Raw genomic sequence first — 22,228 nt, 5'->3', positions numbered from 1 at the left:
AAGGTGAAGAATAAATGTGGTATGGGAGCTATCTATTTTAGTAGAGAGCTCCCATAGTAAACAGATTCATGTAGTTTTTTTAGTGTATCTGGGCATTACGTATTATTTCTCTGGCTTTATATAAGGAACAACTTGCGCAGTCACCCCTACAGAAGCACCGCGAATAAAATCTTGGTTTTCTAATGCTTTAAAGTTTTCCGTTTTTCCTGTTAGCATAACACCTAAAATTTTCACTTGATCAAATGGTTTGTTTTTGTTTGCTTTTAAAAACTTCTGTATATCTTCGTCATGTCCATCGTCATCGTATTGATTAAGTGAATCAATGAACTCTTTGTACGCTTCTTTAGGAGACTTGTCTGGATTGAATCCGTAAACAGGCATACCAGCAGGTCCTTTACTTTCATCTCTGATTGGTGAGGTCATATATAGCCATACGATATTTAAGTTATCTGGTATTTTTGTTTGAACCTCTTTTAATGTATAGGGTTGATTGAAAGAGATGGCAACTTCGGCAACATAGTTGTTCATTTGTGAAACTTCACCTAATTCATTTTGCACACCATCGTGATAATCTTTAATAGCCGGATTATAAAATGTCGCAAATTTATTCTTTGTTTGTTTATCATACTCATAGAGATTTGTATCTGACCAATAAAAGCCAGGTGTTAACTCATTGAAGTCAATATGAGTCAGGAACCAACCATAAGAACTTGTTAATGTGTTCCATGGGACTACATAACCGTTAATGTTTTTGGAACGGTTTGATATAATATTGCCGCCAAACATAGATGAATTACTTGTTACTTGAGAATCAATTTGTACATTCGGTTCTGCAATTGCGTTATGTAAAAAGAGATGTTCGTGAAGTTTCGTAGAGCTTTTCGCTGCGAAGTAATTGCCAACTTTATAAATGATAGGGATAAGCATCATGACAACGATAATAGAGGTAATGATGATTTTAAGCAACTGTTTCCTTTTAGCCTTTTTTAAAGCATCTTTTAAAGAAGTATCCATTAATTTTTTCCTCCTACTTTAGAATGAATTGTCTTACGTGCACGATGTAATTTTGTTTGACGCTGTTTACTTGAATATCTAGTATTAGAGCGATTTCTTCGTATGTAAAATTGTAATAATATTTTAAAAAGAAGGCTTCTTTATATTCTAATTTTATATCTTTTAATAAATAGAAAATCTCATATTTATTTAAAACTGTATCCAATTCTCGGTCTGTATATTGAAGTTTTGAATAGATTTCTTCAGTTAAGCAGATGTTTTGCTGTTCTTTTTTGCGTTTTAAATCAATGTATTCATTTAATGCGACTCTGAAAAACCATGGACGTATGTTACTCTCGGTTAGATTATCTAGCAATGTGTATACTTTATAGAAGGTATTTTGGATGATGTCTTCTGCATCTTCTTTTATAGCCCCTTTCGCTAGTAGTAGTTTGAACACTTCCTCCCCTAGATTGATAAGATAGGAGGTAAATATATTTTCTTTTCCCATCACTTTTCCTCCCTACACTTATACAACGAATAGGTAATGATAAATGTATACACTTAAATTTAAATTAGTTATTCACTATGATTTATAGTACACGATACTTTATAAATAGGAGTGGTTCTTTTATTTTTTGAAATATTAAATCTTTAGTGCTAAAATAAAATTTGGAGATATATGTAAAGGAGACAAAGACTCAATATGTGGATGAACTTGTAATGATTAGAAACTAGATAGATGAATTTTGCTCTCATAAGCGAGGGTTTATTTAGTCATCTGTAAATCATTCAAGGAATGCATATTTGGCTTGTACATCCCTTTTATAAGGATAGGTGCCTATTTTATGTATCTGTCTTTTTTGTGGGAAAGTTTATATCTCTTATATAAAATATGCGTCCTTTAAACTTGGAGGAGTATATGATGAACCAATTAAAAAATAAAGTAGCAGTTATTACAGGGGTAAGTCGTCTAGACGGTATAGGCGCAGCAATTTGCAAAGAATTGGCTGAATCAGGATACGATATATTTTTTACGTATTGGACGGATTATGATAAAGAGATGCCATGGGGCGTTGAGAAAAATGAACAAATACAATTAGAAGAAGAGCTATTACAAAACGGTGTTAGAGTATCAAGCATGGAGTTAGATTTAACTCGGAATGATGCACCGAAAGAGCTTATAAATAAAGTTACTGAACAATTAGGGTACCCTCATATATTAATTAATAATGCAGCATATTCTACGAATAATGATTTCTCTATGTTGACTGCTGAAGAATTAGATAAGCATTATATGGTGAATATTCGTGCGACTACATTGCTCAGTAGTCAATTTGCCCGAGGATTTGATAAAAAATCTGGTGGTAGAATTGTGAATATGACTTCGGGGCAATTTCAAGGTCCTATGGTAGGAGAACTAGCGTATGCAACAACGAAGGGAGCTATTGATGCTCTTACTAGTACGTTGTCAGCAGAGGTAGCTCATTTAGGAATAACAGTGAATGCAATTAATCCAGGACCAACTGATACAGGATGGATGACTGAAGAGATAAAACAAGGGTTAAAGCCGATGTTTCCTTTTGGCAGAATTGGTGAGCCAAAGGATGCAGCTAGACTCATTAAATTTTTAGTAAGTGAAGAAGCTGAGTGGATTACTGGGCAAGTTATTCATTCAGAAGGTGGATTTAAAAGATAAAAAAGAAGGTATCTCACCTTAGTGAGATACCTTCTTTTTTAATCTTTCTTCAGTCTTCGTGCAACACCATTTCCTAAAGACTGTAATCCTTGAACGAGGATAATTAAAATAAAGACAGTTGCATACATTACTTCAGGCTCGTAGCGTAAATGTCCGAAGCGGTATGCTAAATCCCCTAGCCCGCCAGCACCCACAAGGCCAGCCATTGCTGTTGCGCCAATTAAGCCAATTGTTGCGATTGTTAATCCAAGTACAAGGGAGGGACGAGCTTCTTTAACCATGACGTGCCAAATGATTTTTATAGTAGAGACTCCCATCGCTTGGTAGGCTTCAATGACACCGCGATCGACTTCTAGTAAAGCTGTCTCCATTAAACGTGCGATATAAGGGGCTGTGAAGACGACAAGCGGTACGATAACACCTTGCACGCCAATGGATGTTCCCATTAGAAACTTTGTAAAAGGCAAGATAAAGAATAATAGAATGATAAATGGAAGAGAGCGAATAACATTAATAACCGTATTAAGAATAGGATAGATGATTTTATTTTCATGCTGTCCACCAGGTCTCGTTAAAACAAGTGTGACGCCAAGTGGCAGTGCAATAAGGATAGAGATGAGTAATGAAATAGATGTCATTTGAAAGGTTTGGATTGTGGCTTCCCATATGACTTTACCCCATTCATCCAAAAAGGACTTGTTTCCCATAATCTGTTCTACCTCCTTCTACGATGATTCCTTGCTCTTGTAAAAATGATAAAGCACGGTGGATTTCATTTTGTTCCCCTTGCATATGAACGACTAGTTTCCCATATGCTTCATGTTTTAACTGCGTAATATTACCGGATAAAATATTCGGATACACTTGGAAACGTTTTGTGGCAACGGCTAAGGCAGGTTCCCCTGAAGTAGTGCCAATAAATGAAAGTGTTACAATTTCTCCAGTACGTTGTAGTTCTTTCTGTACCTCTTCTGGAATTTTCGCTGCAAATGCACTATTTACAAATTTTTTCGTGGTTACATGTTGTGGGTTTGTGAAAATATCTTTTACAGTCCCACTTTCGACTACAGATCCATGTTCCATAACAGCAACGCGGTCACATATACGCTGGATGACATTCATTTCATGTGTAATGAGTAAAATCGTAATTCCGATTTCTTCGTTAATCTTTAATAGCAAATCAAGGATAGAATCGGTTGTTTCTGGATCTAATGCGCTCGTTGCTTCATCACTTAATAACACTTCAGGTTCATGTGATAGCGCACGAGCAATTGCGACACGCTGTTTTTGACCACCAGAAAGTTCGCTTGGATACGCATCTTTTCTATTAAAAAGATCGACAATGCGTAAATACTTTTCTACTCTTTTTTCAATTTCTGCTTTTGGAATGCCAGCAAGCCGTAACGGTAATGCGATATTTTCATAAACGGTAACAGTTTTAAGTAAATTGAATCCTTGAAAGATCATTCCGATTTTTTGTCTCGCTTTTGCTAGTTCTTTTGTCGATAACGTTGTTAAGTCTTGTTCGTTTACAATGATATTTCCTGTCGTTGGTTTTTCTAATAAATTTACACATCGAATCAATGTACTTTTACCAGCGCCACTATACCCAATGATTCCAAATACCTCGCCTTTTTCTACTTTAAGGGAAGTAGACTTAAGAGCCTCAACATTCCCTTTTTTTGTTGTAAATACTTTGGATATGTTTTTTAATTCAATCATTATCGTCAGCTCCTACCAAGATGGTAAAACTGAACCATCAAATTTTTTCTCGATAAACTCTTTTACTTCTTTAGATTGATAAGCTTTCTTTAATTTATTTACAACGGCATCATCTTTATTTTCAGTACGAACAACAACCCAGTTCACATAGGGTGAATCTTTTCCTTCGCGGAAAATAGAATCTTTCGCTGGACTTAATTTTGCACCTAATGCAAAGTTTGTGTTAATTGCAGCTGCTTTCACTTCACTTAGTTGCGTTGGTAATTGAGATGCCTCTAATTCGACAATCTTTAATTTTTTTGGATTTTCAATTACATCTTTTGCAGTCGCTTTTTCTGTAGCCTTTGGATCAACTTTTAAAACCCCTGCTTTTTCAAATAATTTTAAAGCTCGAAGTTCATTCGTTGGGTCATTTGGTACAGCAATTGCATCGCCCTCTTTTAAGTCTTTTACATCTTTTATATCTTTAGAATATACACCCATAGGGAATGTTACTGTTGAAAATACTTCAGCTAATTTCATATTGCGTTCAGCTTTAAATACATCTAAATACGATTTCGTTTGGTAGCTATTTACATCAAGGCTTTTTTCATCTAATGATACGTTTGGCGCTACATAATCATTAAATACTTTTATATCAATTTCGAGGCCATCTTTTGCTGCAACTTCTTTTACCTTTTCAAAAATTTGTTCATGTGGTCCACCTGTTACACCGACAGTAATCTTTTTCTCGTCTAATTCTTTTACCTCTTTATTTGAACTCACACTACATGCGCCTAATAATAATACTGCTCCGCTTACAATGCTTAATAATACCTTTTTCATCTATAAATCCCCCTTCATATACGTTCCAAAATAAAAAGCACCTCCCAAAAAATAAGAGAGGTGCCGAATAGACGAAATAGATTCCTCTCTTATCTTCCAAAACGAAAACTCGTTTTGCAGGAATTAGCACCTTAGCTTATACGTCATAAGCTCGGTTGCCGGGCATCATCGGGCCAGTCCCTCCGCCACTCTTGATAAGAGTATGTGTATGTAGTTTTGAATATGGTACTAATAGTAAATCGTACGAAAAGAATTGTCAATTATATTTTCAGAATATATTTTATTTTAAGGTAATCGAAACGTTCCCCTTTTTATGTCCTTTTTCTACATATATATGAGCTTCAGCAATTTCTTCTAATCGGTAAGTTCTATCAATAACAGGTTTTAGCTTTTCTGTTTCAGCTAGTTGTTTTAGTAGGTTCATATCTTCTTTACTGACTTTTGCCATCATTCCGTTCACAGATACATATTTTCCATTAGGCATTAATGCATCTGTACAAAGAGACTTATTATATTTTCCAACTGCATCAAATATAATGTCATAGTGCTCGCCCCGCTTAGTAAAATCTTCTTTCATATAATCAATTACGTTGTCTGCCCCTAAAGCTGTTACTAAATCGAAATTCGAACTACTACAAATGGCTGTGACAGTCGCCCCGAAGTATTTCGCAAGTTGTACGGCAGCTGTCCCTACTGACCCAGAGGCGCCGTATATAAGTACTCGTTGCCCTTTTTTTATCTGTCCTTTTCTAAGGAAGTGCAATGCTGAAGTTCCGCCAAAAGGAATAACGGCAGCTTCTTCATATGTCACATTGGTAGGTTTTAATGCTATTAATCCACTTTCATGCACGCATGTGTATTCGGCATAACCACCAAGGTTTAGTTCTGTTAATGCAAAAACTTGATCTCCTTTTTTAAATTGTGTTACATCTGTTCCAATGTCTTCGATTTCACCGGATAACTCTACGCCAAGTATAGGTTTTCTCGGTTTTCTGAAACCTAATATGATCCGCATAGGAATCCAAAATAAGAGGGGGCTATTAAAGCCACGTATTCTACAATCTCCAGTCGATACACTTGTTGCGTGAATTTTAACTAATACTTCATTTTTTTTAGGTTTAGGCTTTTCTATATTTTGAAGTTGGAGAACATTAGGTGGTCCATACTTTGTGCAAATAATAGCTTTCATAATGACCTCCTGAAATGAGTTGTTATTATTTACATCATATTTAAACTTTTTCTCAAACATGTTGCTATATAGGAAATAAATTTAAAGAAGAATATTACGAATTATATAGATTTCATAGGAAAAGAGGTGATATTATTTTGGGAAAGGGGGCAACAGTATGAAAAAAATTATTTTTGTTTCAAGTTTAGTACTTGCAATCAGTCTAGGGGTAGGGTGTAGTAATGAGAAAACAGCAAAGACGGATGAGCCGAAAAAAGAATCCGTTCAAAAAGAAAAGGAATTAACGGCGAAAGATGTTTTCAAGAAAACGAATGAAGCTTTTAAAAATGAAGAACATGTAACGATGACATATGGTGTAGGGGTAAAAGCTGAGGGAACAGAGATGGATATATTAAAGGCTAAGATGCAATTAGAGCCAAAGACAAAGAATTCTCGTTCTGAAATGAATATTTCCGGTACAGATGTTGTAGTGTATACTGTGGATGGTAAAGTTGCTGGTGAGGTAAAAAACCCTAATACAGGAGAAGTTGTAACCGTACCAGAGGAGCAATTAAACGCTGGTGGAATGAAAGCGACTCAAGATATTATAGATAAATTAGAAGTACCGGAAGTAGTTTTAGATAAAATGAAGCTGGAGAAAAGCGGAGATAAATATAAACTGAAATTTACATTAAAAGGGCAAGAAACAGAAAGTATGTTAACTAGCATGGATGAAACGCAGAAGAAAATGTTACAAGCACAAAATGCGAAGATAGAAGAAGTGGATGCAGAATATATCATTACAAAAGATTTTAAATATGAATCAGCAAAGATAGACATGATTATGAGTAGCAATGGCAAGGATAAAGCACACATTATTACGAACGCAAAATATACGTCGTATGAAAAGTTTGACCCAATACAATTGCCAGCAGCAAAGTAACAGTTTTGATAAGGAGGGACCTAAAATAAGGTCCCTCTTTTTTGTATTCTTTCTTCATAGGAAAATAGGTACAATATAAAGAGGAAAAGATGTAGAAGAGGAGAGTGTCATTTGAAAAAAGGAAAGATAGCGGCGGTCATTGTAGCATATACAGTGTTGCTTGCAACGTCTGTACATACGTATAAAAAACAAATTGATCATCCTATTATGAGTGATGTAGGTAAATTGCTTCCGACAAAAATAAAACGTGTTGAAAGTGCTACGGAAGAGCACTCGTTAATAAAATTAGTGCGAGATGCAAAAGTTTCAGGAGAGAAAATTTCCATTGCAGGCATGCAACATAGCCAAGGAGGACAGACATATTATCCAAATGGCACGATGCTCGATATGAAAGGATATAATAAAATATTAGAATTTGATCCAGAGAAGAAGTGGATTACAGTTCAAAGTGGTGTCACGTGGAATGATATTCAGAAGAAAATAAATCCATATGGCCTTGCGGTACAGGTCATGCAGTCTCAAAATATTTTTACTGTTGGTGGTTCATTAAGTGTAAATGTACACGGGCGTGATATTCGTCATGAGGCACTAATTGATACAGTAGATTCATTTAGATTGTTAATGGCAGATGGCACGGTACGTAATGTAAGTAGAGAAGAAAATGCAGAGTTATTTTCATATGTCATTGGGGGTTACGGTTTATTTGGAGTTATTTTAGATGTGACGCTGAAGTTAACAGATGATGAATTATATGAAATGCACACGAGAATGATAGATTATAAAGAATACGCATCTTATTTCAAAGAGAAAGTGAAAAGAGATGAGAATGTTCGTATGCACTTAGCGCGTATTTCTGTTGCTCCAAATTCATTTTTAAAAGAGATGTATGTGACAGATTATACTTTGGCACAAAATCAAAATATGAGAGAAGAGTACAGTGAATTAAAGGAAGAAAATATTATAGCGGTACCGAAATTTTTACTTGGGTTATCACGTTATAGTGATTGGGGAAAGAATACGTTTTGGGATATACAAAGAGGTTATTTTGAACGTACAGATGGAAAGTATGAGACGCGTAATAATGTTATGAGATCAGATAGTGCTTTTATGGAATATGAAAATCCAAATAGGACCGAAGTGTTACAAGAATACTTTGTGCCTATAGATGCTTTCACGGAGTATATAGATGATTTACGTAACGTATTAAATGAAGAAGAGTTTAATTTACTCAACATTACGATTCGTTACGTGGAAAAGAATGAAAATGCAGTTTTGTCCTATGCGAAAGATGATATGTTTGCGCTGGTTCTTTTGATTAACCAGGGACGCTCAGAGAGTGAGATAAAGAAAACAGAGGATGTCATTCGGAAGATGATTGATGTTACTTTAAAGCATAACGGTAGTTACTATTTGCCGTACTATTCTTATCCAACGAAAGAGCAGTTAAAGAGGGCATATCCTCGTATTGAAGAATTTCTCAAGAAAAAGAAGGAAGTAGATTCAGAAGAGAGATTTGTGAATTTATTTTATAGGGAGTATACGAAATGACATATAGAAGATTTGTGGCTTCGCAAAGTATCATCATGATGGCAGGAAGTATGGTATTTCCTTTTTATATATTATTACTTCGAAACATTGGAAATAGCTTCTCGCAATTTGGCTGGGCGTATGGCTTATTTGCTTTAACATCAGCACTTGTATATCCACTAGTGGGAAAGGTATCTGATCAAGTAGGTGATAAAAAATTATTAATCATATACGCTTGGTCCATGGCAATCTTAATGCTTTGCTTTCCGATTGCCACGGAAGTATGGCATGTGTATATTCTTCAAATTGTAATGGGCATTTTAGGTGCTGTGCAGCGTAATACTGAGAAGACTTCATTAGCACGAAAGGTTGCGCAGGAAAAGGCTGGTTATGAGATTGGAAAATACCATGTGTGGACATCCATTGGCGGAGCAGTAGCGGTTATTGCCACGGGATATTTAGTAGATTTCTTTACGATTGGTACAATTTTTTATATTGCATCTATTCTATATGTAGTGAGCGGGATTGTATTAAGTAGTAAAAAAATATAACTATTCCTATTTTCACCTTAATACCCTTTATTTGTTATACTAAAAGGGAATACAAAAGAAAAGGGGACAGTGCCTTTGATGAAATTTGTAGTTTTAGCTATTCTTACTTTGTTTTTGATTCCATGGACAAGAAGTAGTAGTAAGCTTCGAGCAGTGGATAAGAAGGGAGATAAGAAGGTTGTAAAGGGTAAGAAATCATCTATTTTAGTTATTCCTGTTTTATTTTGGATAGGTATTGCAATCTATGAATACTTTTGGCTAATTGATGATCGGGTAGACTCGATTCTTACTCATTATTCTGTTGCAGTAGCAATTTTAATTGGGCTTGTTTTATTTTCACAAGATCAAATAGGGAAATTAGAAGGCACATTAAAAGGACTTCTAATGTTTATTTTACTCGCAAGTTACGGCTACTTTGGTTATTTGCATGATATAGTAATCTCGCAAAAGAAATATGATTCTGTTGTTAAGGTAGAGAAAGATATTTCAGAGCCATTTACTGAAAATGACCAGCCGTTTACAGTGCCGCCAAAGACAGCGGAGAATAAGATGAAAAAAGTATTTGGTGATATTCCAAAAGTAGCTTATTTTGAGCTAGGAGAATTAACGCCACAAATGGTAAACGGCGAGGCTTTATATGTAGCGCCGATTGAAGTTTCAGGATTTTTTAAAGCGCGTAAAGCTGAGACAATTCCAGGGTACGTAACGATGTCAGGTACGAATCCTGATGCGGAAGCGAAACTGCACCTCGGTTATAAAATGAAATATGTGCCAAGCATGTTTTTTGGTAATAATTTAGAGCGTGTGGTAAGGCAAGCAGAACCAAATTTAATCTTTAAAGGAAAACCTAAATTTGAGGTTGATGATAAAGGAAAACCATATTATACAATGACGTATGGTGAATTTATTTCAGGAAGATCTGGATTTGAGGTAGAAGGTGTTGTCGTAGTAGATGCACAAACAGGTGAAGTGAAAAGATATGATAAAGGAAAGGCACCTAAATTTGTTGATGGTGTATTAAATCATGAGACTGCATCTACGTTAAATACGTACTTTGGTAAATATATTCACGGATTTTGGAATACGAAATTCTCACAAACAGATATGAAAATTCCGACTGAGTGGGGAACGAAAGAAGGCGTGACCCCGATCTTTGGTAAAGATGGAACACTGTATTATTTTACAGACTTTACTTCTCCAAAAGAAGGAGTAGATTCAGCCCTAGGCTATTCATTAGTAGATGCACGCACAGGCAAGCTATATTACTATAATGGAAAAGAAGTAAAGGGGATTATGGATGGTTCAGCAGCTACAGAAGTAGTAGATAATTCCTTTAAGAGAGAGAAATGGCATGGGACAATGCCTGTCATTTATAACGTATACGGTAAACCAGCTTGGATTATTCCGGTTGTTGATGACGGAGGCCTAGTACGTGCACATACAGTTGTATATGCTGCTAATGCAAAAATATTTGCGACAGGTTCTTCGCAGAAAGAAGCGCTTGAGAATTATAAAAACGTAATGAGCGGTAATGGTGATACATTTAGACCGACCTCAACAGGAAAAGAAGCGCAAAAAGAAGGTATTGTACAACGTGTATATAAAGAAAAATCAGGTGAAAATACAATCGTGTACGTACTTTTAGAGAATGAACAAAAGGTATTTATGATACCGGTGAAGAAATTCCCATATGCTATGTTTACAGAAGTAGGAGACCCAATTCAAATTACATATTTAGATACGGGAGAGATGATGTCCTCAGTATCTAAATTTACGAATAGCAATGTGAAAAAGTAAAGCGATAGAATTTCTATCGCTTTTTTTACATTATGAAAGAGGAAAATGCGCTGTACTTGACGTATGTTTATGATGTAACTATAATTGTTACGATTCAGTTTGTATAGGAAAGGGTGAATTGAAAAAGTGAATGAAGTTAATCACGAAATATATAAACCTGTAAAGGCAAACAGGTTATGGATGATTCTTGTATTAGGAACACTTACGGCGATTGGACCATTATCTATTGATATGTATTTGCCTTCATTACCGAAGTTAACGGATGATTTGCAAACAGGTGCATCCCTCGCGCAGCTTACATTAACAGCTTGTTTGCTTGGGCTGTCAGTAGGACAATTATTTGTTGGCTCAATTAGTGATATTTACGGAAGACGCAAACCTCTTATTATTGCTCTTATTATTTATGTTGCTTCTTCTTTACTTTGTGCTGTTGCGCCATCTATTTGGACATTAGTGTTATTGCGCTTCCTACAAGGAGCTTCAGGATCAGCCGGGATTGTTATATCACGTGCGATGGTACGTGATATGTATTCAGGTTCTGAAATGACGAAGTTTTTCTCACTGCTTATGTTAGTAAACGGAGCAGCGCCTATTTTGGCACCGATTATTGGGGGGCAATTATTACAGTTTACAACGTGGCGCGGTGTTTTCATCGTTCTTGGAGCAATTAGCGTATTCATGTTAATCTCAGCTACTTTTGTATTGCGTGAAACATTACCTCCTGAAGAAAGAGAAACGGGTGGTTTGTCAGGGACTTTGGCGACGTACGGAAAATTGTTAAAGGACCGTCTGTTTATGGGATATGCATTGTCACAAGGATTAGTAACAGCGGCAATGTTTGCATACATTTCGGGCTCACCATTTGTGTTGCAGAACATATACGGAGCATCACCACAGCAATTTAGTTTATTCTTTGCGATTAACGGTATCGGTATTATTATTGCTAGTCAGGTAACGGGTCGTTTAGCGGGGAAAGTGAATGAGAAGACATTATTTGTTGCTGGTATTATTATCGCAGCTGTTGGTGGCCTATCTTTACTACTGACAATCGTACTAGGAATAGGTTTAATCGGTGTTTTATGTTCGTTATTCCTTGTTGTATCAAGTGTCGGGGTTGTATCAACAACTGGGTTCTCATTAGCGATGAGAAATCAGAAGCAAGCTGCAGGAACAGCGTCAGCTTTATTAGGCTTATTACAGTTCATTTCAGGAGCGCTTGTCGCTCCGCTAGTAGGTATTGGTGGAAGTAATACAGCATTACCGATGGGTGTTGTTATTGCGCTTTGTGAAGTAGGAGCAGTGTTATGTTATCTATTTATGGCCAGAAGAAGTGAGAAGCAGTTTGAACTGCAGCAAAAACAAAATTTAGAGGCTTAACAAAAAAGAACTGATTCAAAGGGAATGTTTGAATCAGTTCTTTTTTCATTTCTTTGAAATACCTCATACAGTTTTTTAAGGTGATGTAGTAAAGCATTGCAAAAGTTATTTGTATAAAGTGACGATACTGTGACAAACATGTTGGTATATATATTACGATGTCGTCTTAAGTGTAAAAAGTAGGATGTTCTCGGTATAATAACAAGTGGAGATAAAAGAAACTATAATGAGTAGTAGCTGTAGATAAAAGGAGAAGAAGAGATGAAGAAGGTTTTGGGTATTGCTGTAATGGGAAGTATGATCCTTCTAGCAGGATGTAATGGAAATAAGGATACGAAAGAACCGAAAGAAAAGGTAGAGCAATCTACAGAACAAACAGAAGAAATGAAAGAATACCGTGCAGTACATGAAAAATACGATTTGAAAATGAATAAAGAAATTAATAACGCACTGCAGTTATTTGAAGTGGCAAAAGAAAAGGGCGGTAAGGAAATAACGACTGCTACATATAAAGAAGATGTGCAAAAGGTAACAACGAGCATGTTAGAAGATATTGATCATATACGAAAAGAAATTCGTGTTCCGAAGTCGAAAGAGCAAGAACATGAGGTATATGTCGGTTTCTTGAATGAATCGGAACAAGCAATGAAAAAATTACAGAAGTTAGCTAAAGAAGAAGATTCATCGTTGATTCGTGATATAGAAATTAATTTTGCAACAGCATCGACATACTATAAACGTTTTCAAGCAGAAACGAAAAAATAACCTTGCCTGTGCAAGGTTATTTTTTTATTGTCTAAAGTATTTAAATAGTACGGCACAACCTGCACCAAGCAATATTAAACTGCCTACAAGGACTCCTATAACGATTAAAGTTGGTTTATCCATCATTATTTTAAGTATCCTAAATCTTTACAAGCTGTTTTAACTTTGCTGTACTTTTGCCATTTACGACAAAAAGAAATAGCAGCTAACTTATATACATCTGCTATAATTTGTGCAGCAATTGCTGCGCCCAAGAATGCAGCAACAGCCGCAGCTGCAGCAACTAATACTGGAATTACCGCTTGTTGTACTTCTGGCGTAGCTGACATATAAAGAGCATTTTTATTTACCTTAGCATCTTCACTATTTACACCTTCAAAAATATCTTTCATCACTTCTTGTGATTGAGTTGTGAAAAAGATTTCTAATTCTTTTACTTGTTCTTGTGTAAGATTAGAATTATTTAGATTTTCTTTATTAAACTTGTAAATTCCATTTTTTAATGAAAGACCTGCTTTAACGGCATTAAATCCATTATTGAATTGTTCCTCGCTAACATTTTCAATAACATCTTTTGTAACCTCATCAATAACTGCAGCCTTTGTTTTTTCTTGTAACGGAACTGTAAAACACAATACCGCTACTAATGCCATTACTAGCACTTTAGTCCATTTGAATGTGTGTAATGTTTTCATGTAGCAACCACCTTTTTTAATGTTTTTTACCCTACAACAAAATATTAAAATGTATGGGATTTTAATACAAGTCTGGTTGTCTATACATTTTTTGGTATAATTAACCTGTAAAGAAATGTAAACTTCATGAAGTGTACCATTAGGAATTATCAGATTTTTATCCTTTTATTGGAATGTAAAATTGTAGTTCAAGTCGGAGAAAGGCACCTTAGGGTGTCTTTTCTTTATTACTAACTGAAAAGGTATCGAAAGTGTACGTTGCACCTTCAATACCCATATATTGTTTTCTTTAATATAGCTCGAGAGGCAGAAAATATAATCTGATCACGTTGTTTCGCAGCATGTTCAATCTTTATCAATTCTTCATTTGTTTGTTTAATCTTTTTTTAATATTTCCACTAACTAATTGAACCACCTTCTTTATAATCGGGTGAAAATGGAACGAAAATCTCCTTCTCACTTGCTCTCATTTCCTCCGTTTCAAAGTCCCATAGTATACTGCCGTGATTCCTTTTTCGTTTATTTATAACCTCATCGATACGATGAATCACATGAACAACCTGCAACCCATTGTATGTAATTATGTCAGAATCCTTAAGTTGCTTTTGAAACAAAGAATCCAAACCTTTTATTAAAAAATCTATTACATTTTCACCGCGTTCAATTCGTTGATACATCCCTACATGTTCTAATAGAAAATCTTAATCACTCTATCATACTATTGAAATCTATTAAGTAATAACTCTGATTCACTTTTCAAGAGTTGTAAATTGTTTATTGTTATTTTTAGATCCTCTTTACTTTTTTAAAAGGGGTCCCGCCAACATTTCGTGGAAAACATACGCTAAGGGTATTTGTGAATATTTTCCTTAATATATATTTTATGCGTTTTGCTGGTACTACTTCTGTTAAGTATAAGTGAAAAAAACGCGATTTAGATAAACCTCTTATTAAAAACTGATTTTTCTAAATATATCCAATTTGATTGACTTTTCATTTTTTCAGAATTATAATTCGAAATATACAATTTGAACCAAATAATAATATAGCAATTTACTTATCCAGAGAGGTAGAGGGACTGGCCCTATGACACCTCAGCAGCGGGTTCTGTAGTAGGAACACCGTGCTAATTCCAGCAAGCAAGTCTTGAAAGATAAGTGATGGGCCTTTGTTTATTAAGCCTTGATCTTATTTTTTAAGATCAAGGCTTTTTGTATTCTAAAAAGAGAAAAGGGAGTAATGGAAAAAGTACGTTAATAAAACTAAGTAAATATATGTGTTTAGGGGGTTATTGAAGTGTATGTAATTAAAAAATTATCAGTTATGGTGTTCACGCTATGGGTTATTACGACGGTGACATTTCTAATTATGCATATTATTCCGGGGGATCCATTTTCATCAGATGCAAAAATCTTTCCTGAAGAAGTGATCCAAAACATGAGAGCGAAGTATCACCTTGATGAACCGTTATGGAATCAATATGTTGCTTATTTAGACGGTGTAGTTCATTTTGATTTTGGCGAATCTGTTCAATCAACTGGGCAAGGTGTATCAGAAATTATAACAACTGGCTTTGGTCCATCAGCAATTATTGGTCTACAAGCACTTGTTATTTCATTGTTGGTAGGAATTGCGGCAGGGACATTTGCTGCTCTATATCATGGGAGATTAATTGACTATAGTGTGAGTTTGCTCGCAATTCTAGGTATTTCTATTCCAAGTTTTATTTTAGCACCACTATTTATACAAGTATTCGCTATCCAATTTGAGCTTTTACCAGTAGCCTCTTGGGGAACATTCGAACATACAGTATTGCCATCCTTTGCATTAGCGTTAGGGCCAATCGCAGTTATTACAAGGTTTGTTCGTTCTAATATGATCGAAGTACTGCAGAGTGATTATATTAAGCTAGCAAGAGCAAAAGGCATACCAATTAAGAAGATTATTATAAGACATGCTCTTCGAAATGCGATTGTTCCAGTACTTACATTTGTGGGACCGTTAATGGCTGGACTTCTAACAGGGACTTTCGTTATTGAAAAAATCTTTTCAATTCCTGGCCTAGGAAAATATTTTGTAGATAGTATTTTTAACCGAGACTATCCGGTGATTATGGGAACAACGATTTTCTATAGTGCATTATTAATTGCTTGTATTTTCATTACAGATATTATTCACCGCATTGTTGATCCGCGTATTCGTTCTATTACATAAGGAGGGGGGATATTAAAATGGGAGCTTATGAAATTAATGAACAGTTATTAACGAAAGAAGAGAAAAAAGAATTAACGATAAATAAAAATCAGCAAACGATTAGCAGAAAGAAAGAAGTGTTTCGTAAGTTTATATCGAATCCAATCGCAGTTTTAGGAACAGTGACGTTATTGCTAATTATTGTTTTCTCACTTATTGGCGAAAGTTTAACTTCATTTACTGCGAGTGAACAAGTAAAAGAGGCAACAAATTTACCGCCGAGTAGTGAACATTGGTTTGGAACAGATGATTTAGGGAGAGATATTTGGGCACGTACTTGGGCTGGTGGGAAGATTTCACTAACAGTGGGATTAGTAGCAGCTGCCCTCGATATAGGGCTTGGTGTACTGATTGGTGGATTTAGTGGATACGTGAGAGGGCGTAATCGCCTTGGAACGTTAATTGATGAGTGGATTATAAGAGGAATTGAAGTATTATACGGCATCCCATATTTATTAATTGTTATTTTACTATTAATTGTTATGAAACCAGGTCTTTTCACCATTATTATCGCCCTTGCATTAACGGGATGGATTGGAATGGCTCGTCTCATTCGAGCACAAGTATTGTCTTTAAAACAACGAGAGTTTGTTATTGCAGCAGAGCGATTAGGTACATCACATATGAAAATTATATATGGGCATTTAATTCCGAATTTAACAGGCATTATTATCGTCAATTTATCATTTACAATTCCGGCAGCTATTTTTTCAGAATCATTTTTAAGCTTTATAGGACTTGGGGTACAATCACCAGCGGCAAGTTGGGGGACGATGACGAATGACGCACTCGGGACATTATTGAGCGGAGAATGGTGGCAACTATTTTTCCCAGCAATCATGATTGCACTCATTATGTTCGCATTTAATGCAATTGGTGATGGTTTGCAAGATGCAATTGATCCAAAAATCGTCAAACGGAATCGAAAGGAGAAAAAACATGGGACAAATCTTATCTTTAGAAAACGTAACGTTAGCCGTTGAAAAAGAGAATAGTAAGCAAGCGATTGTGAAACATGTTTCCTTTTCTATTAACGAAGGTGAAATAGTTGCACTTGTAGGAGAAAGTGGTTCAGGAAAAAGTGTCACAGCACAATCCATTATCGGCTTGAATCAAGAATCCATTCATATCGATGATGGAAATATATCTTTCCAAGCAAAGGAATTAACGAATTTACAAGAGTCAGAATGGAATCAAATTCGCGGAAAAGATATTTCCTTTATATTTCAAGATCCGCTTTCATCTTTAAACCCAACGATGAAGGTAGGCAAACAAATTACAGAAGTAATTTTGCAACATGGGAACAAATCGAAAAGAGAAGCAAAGGGAATTGCGATTAACTTGTTAACAGATTTAGGGATACATGAAGCAGAGAAACGCTTTGAACAGTACCCACATCAATTAAGCGGGGGGATGAGGCAGCGTATTTGTTTAGCAATTGCGTTTGCTTGTCATCCAAAGCTTGTAATTGCAGACGAGCCGACAACAGCGTTAGATGTAACGATTCAGAAACAAATTATGGGGCTATTAAAAGAAAGAAAAGAAAAACAAAATACGAGTATTTTATTAATTACACATGATTTAGCACTTGTACGTGAAGTAGCGGATCGAGTAGTTGTGATGTATGGAGGACGTGTTGTTGAAAAAGGAACGATAGAGGAAGTGATAGGTTCCCCTAAACATCCATACACAAAAAGCTTATTACAAGCAATTCCGAATATGGATAATTCTGAAAAAGTATTACGTGCAATAGAAGGGACGACACCTTCCATTGAGACGTTAAATAGCTTTGGTTGTCCTTTTGTAAATCGTTGTCCAGTAGCGATAAAAGAATGTATTCATCGTTTCCCAGAGAGAACAACATATTCCAAGGAGCATAGTTCACATTGCTGGCAACATGTTCTGGAGCATAATAAAGCGAAATCAAAAGAGAAGGTGAATGCCTCATGACGACAGATTTAATTACTGTAAAGCAAGTAACAAAAACATATGGAAGTAAAAATAAAGAAATCGCAGCGTTAAAAGACATATCACTTTCTATCCCGAAAGGAACAACACTTGGCATTATTGGAGAAAGTGGTTCAGGAAAAACAACACTTGGTAAGCTCATAGCTGGGATTGAGAGCCCAACGTCTGGTGAAATTGATTATAACGGTCAAGTCGTTCACAAGTTGAAGGCAACTCATAAACGTGATTTCTTACAGAAAGTACAGTTTATTTTTCAAGATTCCACAGCAGCATTAAATCCGCGCTGGAAAGTACGCGATAGCGTAACGGAAGGCTATATTTCATTTGGTTTAGGTGATAAAGGATTGAAAGATAAAGTAGCAGGTGATGCGCTAGAGCGTGTTGGGTTAGATAGACGATATATTGATCGCTATCCGCACGAATTTAGCGGAGGACAACGTCAACGAATTGCTATTGCAAGAGCGTTATTGTGTGAGCCGGAAGTATTAATTCTTGATGAACCAATTTCGGCATTAGATGTTTCGCTTCAAATCCAAATTGTGCACTTGCTGCAAAAAATTCAAAAGGAACAAGGTTATACATATTTATTTATCGCGCACGATTTACCGATGGTGCACTATTTATGTGAAAAAGTAGCTGTCTTATACAAAGGAGAACTTGTTGAATTTGGAAATACGGACGAAGTATTCCGTAATCCACAACATTCTTATACAAAAACACTATTGGCATCAACACCAAAAATTTCAGGTTAAAGGAGAATGTAGGATGAAGAAGTTTTTACTGTTTGTCATTATGACTGTTTTAGCAATTACTTCTGTCGCTTGCGGTAAGAAAGAGACGCAAAAGGCGAGTGCTGGTAAGGGAGAAGGAGATCGATTAGTAACGAATATTGGTAGCGATCCATATACACTTGATTCCGCTATTGCGACAGATAGTACTTCAGGTTATGTAATTGGACATTTATTCTCAAGCTTATATACGCAAGATAGTGATGGAAAATATCAAAATGAATTAGCAGAGAAAGAAGAAGTAAATGTTGATGGAACTGAATATACAATCCATTTGAAGAAAGATATTAAATGGTCAGATGGTTCTCCTATTACAGCAAATGATTTTGAATTTGCATGGAAGCGATTATTAAATCCGAAAACGGGTTCTATGAATGCGACAGAAATGTATTTTATTAAAGGGGCAGAGGCGTATAATACTGGAAAAGGTGAAGAAGGACAAGTTGGTATTCAAGTTGTTGATCCTCAAACATTAAAGGTAACACTTGAGCACCCAGTGTCTTCCATTAAACAAAAATTAGCAAGCTCATTATTCATTCCATTATCAAAAAAATCAATTGATGATAATAATAAATTAAAAACAGATCCAAAAGAGTTAATTACGAACGGACCATTCACATTAAAAGAATGGAAGCATAATCAGGCTATTACGGTACAAAAAAATAAAGAATACTATGATAAAAAGGTAACATTAAAAGAAATTGAGTTTCGTATTATTCCAGATTCTAAAACAGCGTACCAATTATACAAATCAAAAGAATTAGATTTACTAAGTAGTTTACCGCAAGAAATGATTGAGAAAGAAAAAGGAAATAAAGAATATAAACGTGTTGCAGGATTTTCATCTTATATTTATTCGTTTAACGTAGAAAAGGAGCCGTTCACAAATGCGAAAGTACGTAAAGCATTCTCATTAGCAGTTGATCGTAAGTTTATTGTTGAAAAACTGTATAAAAACAATGCACAAGAAGCAAATGCATTCGTTCCAGAAGGAGCAAAAACACAAAGTGGGCGTGATTTCCGTAAAGAAAAAGGTGGTTACGTTAAATTTGATCCAGCAGAAGCGAAAAAATTATTAGAAGAAGGTATGAAAGAACAAGGCTGGTCTACATTACCTGAAGTAACATTAAAATTCACTACAGATACACAACATAAAAAAGTAGCAGAAGCAATGCAAGAAATGTTTAAGAAAAATCTTGGCGTAGATATTAAATTAGAAAATAAAGAGTGGAAGAGTTACATCGACACATACAAGCAAAGTGATTTCCAATTAGCTTATATGGGATGGGGCGGCTCTTTATTAGATCCAATTACTAAACTAGATTTATATGCAGGTGATGGTCCAAATAACTATGCAAAATGGCATAATAAAGAATTTGACGCTTTAATAAAAGAAGCAAAAGTTGAACAAAACGAGGATAAGCGTTTTGAATTATTGCATAAAGCGGAAGATATTATGTTTACAGATTCACCATTAATCCCAATTATTTTCCCAAGTGCTTCCTATTTACAAAAATCATCAGTATCCGGTGTCCAATTCATTATTGGTTCTAGTCCAGAATTAAGATACGCAAAAATTAAAAAATAAAGAAGTAGGCAACCGCCTACTTCTTTATTTTATTTCTCTTTTATATTCTTTTTTCGTTCCATCAGAGAAGACAACTTCTAAATCGAATTTTTGATAGTCTTTATCAAGTTTGAACACGTTCACTACTTGATCGATTACTTCTTGGTCAGGAGTATCTTTATCAAATTTTAATTCTTGTAGAAGTGGGCTTAATTTTGTGATAGCTTCGTCTCCTGTTAAATTTACATCTGCTTTATGATCTTCAATTTTTGCTTCCATTTTCTTATCAGCCGCTACATTTTTATAATCTGCTTCGTAGTCTTTCTTTGTATCCTGATAGTCTGTATCTAAACTAAATTCATTAAAATTAAGTTTTAAATCTGCAGGGGCCTCATTTTTTGCTTCTTCAGTCGTCTTTTTATTAGAAGTTGTGTCTTCTTTGGCAGGAGCTTTACATCCTGTTAATGCAGGTACTAGCATAAGAGCTAATAAAACTGATAGTAGAATTCTCATTATAAATTCCTCCTTATGTAAATTCGTTCTATACAAGTTTTTCCCAAAAACATGTAATTATGTATGTGTTGAAAATAAATTATTATCCTGCAGTCACAAGGACTAATCCGCAATTTAAATCAAAAACGATTTGTATGTATATGGTAAATTGAAGTTGTGAGGGAGGGGCTAAAATGCATGAAGAATATAAAGAGATAATAAAAAAATCAATTGAATATATAGAGAATCACTTACATGAGGAGCTTACAACAGAAAGAGTGGCATCCCACAGTGCAGTATCGATGTACCATTTTCATCGCATCTTTCAAAGATATGTTGGGATGAGTGTAACAGATTATATTCGAAAGAGAAGGTTAACTCATGCTGCGCAAGTTTTAGTGTCAACGGAGAGAGCTGTTATTGATATTGCAGTGCAATACGGTTTTTCCTCACAAGAGGCATTTACGAGAGCTTTTAAAAGAATGTTTCAATTGCCACCAAAGAAATATCGAAAGTACTTTCAGTCATTTTATATAGAAAGAGAGGGTGTTTCAATGCAAAAAGGTATACCGAAAGGATGGATCTTAAGTGGAAGTCATCCTGCTGAATATGAGATGGGTTTAGATTATGAAGTTGTCCATCAAGGAAAAGTATCTGCATACATAAAAGCAAAAGAGAATGTTACGCATGGAGGATTTTCAACATTAATGCAAATGTTCCGAGCGGATAAATATGTAGGGAAGAGATTACGTTTTACAGCATTTATTAAGAGTGAAAATGTAAGAGATTGGGCAGGATTGTGGATGCGAGTAGATGGAAAAGATACAGAACCGCTCGCTATGGATAATATGCAAAATCGCCCCATTAAAAATACGAATAACTGGCAATCGTACTCGGTTGTATTAGATATAAAAGAAGAAGCACTTGGTATTGCATTTGGTGTTTTATTATCAGGAGAAGGTTGTGTGTGGCTAGATAGTATTCGATTTGATGAAGTAGATGAAAAAATCCCTTCAACAGATTTGGCAGAGAACTTTTATGAAACACTTTTAGAAGATCCGGTGAATCTACAGTTTGAAGAAGTAGAAAAATAAAAAC

21 protein-coding genes, 1 pseudogene and 2 riboswitches are annotated in these 22,228 nt (G+C 35.3%); of the genes and pseudogenes, 13 read left to right on the top strand and 9 right to left on the bottom strand.

Translation table 11 applies throughout. The annotated features are described in order from the left end of the window. Window positions 1-102 precede the first annotated feature (102 nt). Complete coding sequence (locus ACTFSL_RS26020; protein WP_440042640.1) at window positions 103-1,014, bottom strand: sigma factor regulator N-terminal domain-containing protein; 912 nt, start codon at window positions 1,012-1,014, stop codon at window positions 103-105. Beyond that, window positions 1,014-1,504, bottom strand: a pseudogene (locus ACTFSL_RS26015) (RNA polymerase sigma factor). Before ACTFSL_RS26015 ends, ACTFSL_RS26020 begins: the two are co-directional and overlap by 1 nt. 411 nt (window positions 1,505-1,915) lie before the next feature. Here ACTFSL_RS26015 and ACTFSL_RS26010 point away from each other — a divergent pair. Further along, window positions 1,916-2,692: an SDR family oxidoreductase gene (locus tag ACTFSL_RS26010; RefSeq protein ID WP_002180301.1), complete on the top strand. Its 777-nt coding sequence runs from the start codon at window positions 1,916-1,918 to the stop codon at window positions 2,690-2,692. A gap of 38 nt (window positions 2,693-2,730) precedes the next feature. Here ACTFSL_RS26010 and ACTFSL_RS26005 read toward each other — a convergent pair whose 3' ends face one another. The 4 genes from ACTFSL_RS26005 to ACTFSL_RS25990 all read right to left on the bottom strand — a co-directional run bounded on the left by ACTFSL_RS26005 (window position 2,731) and on the right by ACTFSL_RS25990 (window position 6,428). Beyond that, a complete protein-coding gene (locus tag ACTFSL_RS26005) occupies window positions 2,731-3,399 on the bottom strand; it encodes a methionine ABC transporter permease (protein WP_048534860.1) in 669 nt (222 codons plus the stop codon). Then, window positions 3,374-4,414 (bottom strand): methionine ABC transporter ATP-binding protein, encoded by a 1,041-nt coding sequence (locus ACTFSL_RS26000; protein ID WP_000571312.1) that lies wholly within the window; start codon window positions 4,412-4,414, stop codon window positions 3,374-3,376. Before ACTFSL_RS26000 ends, ACTFSL_RS26005 begins: the two co-directional genes overlap by 26 nt. Window positions 4,415-4,426: 12 nt before the next feature. Beyond that, window positions 4,427-5,239 carry a MetQ/NlpA family ABC transporter substrate-binding protein gene (locus tag ACTFSL_RS25995; protein ID WP_000756999.1) on the bottom strand — a complete coding sequence of 271 codons (813 nt, stop codon included), beginning with the start codon at window positions 5,237-5,239 and terminating at the stop codon, window positions 4,427-4,429. A gap of 86 nt (window positions 5,240-5,325) precedes the next feature. Next, window positions 5,326-5,440: riboswitch (SAM riboswitch) on the bottom strand. A gap of 79 nt (window positions 5,441-5,519) precedes the next feature. After that, a complete protein-coding gene (locus ACTFSL_RS25990; protein WP_000643856.1) occupies window positions 5,520-6,428 on the bottom strand; it encodes an NAD(P)-dependent alcohol dehydrogenase in 909 nt (302 codons plus the stop codon). Window positions 6,429-6,585: 157 nt separating this feature from the next. Between ACTFSL_RS25990 and ACTFSL_RS25985 the strand changes: the two genes are divergently transcribed. The 6 genes from ACTFSL_RS25985 (at window position 6,586) to ACTFSL_RS25960 (ending at window position 13,367) form a co-directional block, all read left to right on the top strand. Next, entirely contained in the window at window positions 6,586-7,350 is a 765-nt protein-coding gene (locus tag ACTFSL_RS25985) for a DUF6612 family protein (RefSeq protein WP_000720094.1), read from the top strand. 111 nt (window positions 7,351-7,461) lie between these two features. Further along, window positions 7,462-8,898 (top strand): FAD-binding oxidoreductase, encoded by a 1,437-nt coding sequence (locus ACTFSL_RS25980; protein ID WP_440042639.1) that lies wholly within the window; start codon window positions 7,462-7,464, stop codon window positions 8,896-8,898. After that, window positions 8,895-9,428: an MFS transporter gene (locus ACTFSL_RS25975; protein WP_440042638.1), complete on the top strand. Its 534-nt coding sequence runs from the start codon at window positions 8,895-8,897 to the stop codon at window positions 9,426-9,428. The genes ACTFSL_RS25980 and ACTFSL_RS25975 overlap by 4 nt, the downstream gene beginning before the upstream one ends. Before the next feature lie 78 nt (window positions 9,429-9,506). After that, window positions 9,507-11,225 (top strand): DUF3981 domain-containing protein, encoded by a 1,719-nt coding sequence (locus ACTFSL_RS25970; RefSeq protein ID WP_000674047.1) that lies wholly within the window; start codon window positions 9,507-9,509, stop codon window positions 11,223-11,225. 117 nt (window positions 11,226-11,342) lie between these two features. Then, window positions 11,343-12,602, top strand: coding sequence for a multidrug effflux MFS transporter (locus ACTFSL_RS25965; protein WP_224200803.1), 1,260 nt, complete (start codon window positions 11,343-11,345; stop codon window positions 12,600-12,602). A 261-nt stretch (window positions 12,603-12,863) separates the two neighbouring features. After that, window positions 12,864-13,367: a hypothetical protein gene (locus ACTFSL_RS25960; RefSeq protein ID WP_000756528.1), complete on the top strand. Its 504-nt coding sequence runs from the start codon at window positions 12,864-12,866 to the stop codon at window positions 13,365-13,367. 125 nt (window positions 13,368-13,492) lie between these two features. Here the strand turns inward: ACTFSL_RS25960 and ACTFSL_RS25955 are convergent, their stop codons facing one another. Beyond that, a complete protein-coding gene (locus tag ACTFSL_RS25955; RefSeq protein ID WP_440042637.1) occupies window positions 13,493-14,062 on the bottom strand; it encodes a hypothetical protein in 570 nt (189 codons plus the stop codon). 398 nt (window positions 14,063-14,460) lie between these two features. Then, window positions 14,461-14,739: a hypothetical protein gene (locus tag ACTFSL_RS25950; RefSeq protein ID WP_440042635.1), complete on the bottom strand. Its 279-nt coding sequence runs from the start codon at window positions 14,737-14,739 to the stop codon at window positions 14,461-14,463. Window positions 14,740-15,116: 377 nt separating this feature from the next. After that, window positions 15,117-15,222, top strand: a riboswitch (SAM riboswitch). Between the two features lie 136 nt (window positions 15,223-15,358). Here ACTFSL_RS25950 and ACTFSL_RS25945 point away from each other — a divergent pair. Genes ACTFSL_RS25945 through ACTFSL_RS25925 form a run of 5 tightly spaced genes read left to right on the top strand, consistent with a single transcriptional unit; the run spans window position 15,359 to window position 20,659 of the window. Beyond that, window positions 15,359-16,276 (top strand): ABC transporter permease, encoded by a 918-nt coding sequence (locus ACTFSL_RS25945; RefSeq protein ID WP_078386433.1) that lies wholly within the window; start codon window positions 15,359-15,361, stop codon window positions 16,274-16,276. Between the two features lie 17 nt (window positions 16,277-16,293). Further along, window positions 16,294-17,298, top strand: coding sequence for an ABC transporter permease (locus ACTFSL_RS25940; RefSeq protein WP_016083992.1), 1,005 nt, complete (start codon window positions 16,294-16,296; stop codon window positions 17,296-17,298). After that, window positions 17,255-18,265 (top strand): ABC transporter ATP-binding protein, encoded by a 1,011-nt coding sequence (locus tag ACTFSL_RS25935; RefSeq protein ID WP_440042634.1) that lies wholly within the window; start codon window positions 17,255-17,257, stop codon window positions 18,263-18,265. The genes ACTFSL_RS25940 and ACTFSL_RS25935 overlap by 44 nt, the downstream gene beginning before the upstream one ends. Continuing rightward, complete coding sequence (locus tag ACTFSL_RS25930) at window positions 18,262-19,035, top strand: ABC transporter ATP-binding protein (protein ID WP_000205673.1); 774 nt, start codon at window positions 18,262-18,264, stop codon at window positions 19,033-19,035. The genes ACTFSL_RS25935 and ACTFSL_RS25930 overlap by 4 nt, the downstream gene beginning before the upstream one ends. Window positions 19,036-19,048: 13 nt before the next feature. Beyond that, complete coding sequence (locus ACTFSL_RS25925; protein ID WP_440042633.1) at window positions 19,049-20,659, top strand: peptide ABC transporter substrate-binding protein; 1,611 nt, start codon at window positions 19,049-19,051, stop codon at window positions 20,657-20,659. A 24-nt stretch (window positions 20,660-20,683) separates the two neighbouring features. Here ACTFSL_RS25925 and ACTFSL_RS25920 read toward each other — a convergent pair whose 3' ends face one another. After that, window positions 20,684-21,151, bottom strand: coding sequence for a YusW family protein (locus ACTFSL_RS25920; protein ID WP_061456698.1), 468 nt, complete (start codon window positions 21,149-21,151; stop codon window positions 20,684-20,686). A gap of 173 nt (window positions 21,152-21,324) precedes the next feature. On the opposite strand from ACTFSL_RS25920, the gene ACTFSL_RS25915 reads away from it, so the two are divergent. Continuing rightward, on the top strand, window positions 21,325-22,224 hold the full coding sequence (locus tag ACTFSL_RS25915) for a helix-turn-helix transcriptional regulator (protein WP_000544202.1): 900 nt from the start codon (window positions 21,325-21,327) through the stop codon (window positions 22,222-22,224). Window positions 22,225-22,228: the final 4 nt, after the last annotated feature.

This window comes from Bacillus cereus group sp. MYBK108-1, assembly GCF_051917185.1.
Classification (GTDB): domain Bacteria; phylum Bacillota; class Bacilli; order Bacillales; family Bacillaceae_G; genus Bacillus_A; species Bacillus_A cereus.
This window is presented reverse-complemented; position numbering and strand designations above follow the sequence as displayed.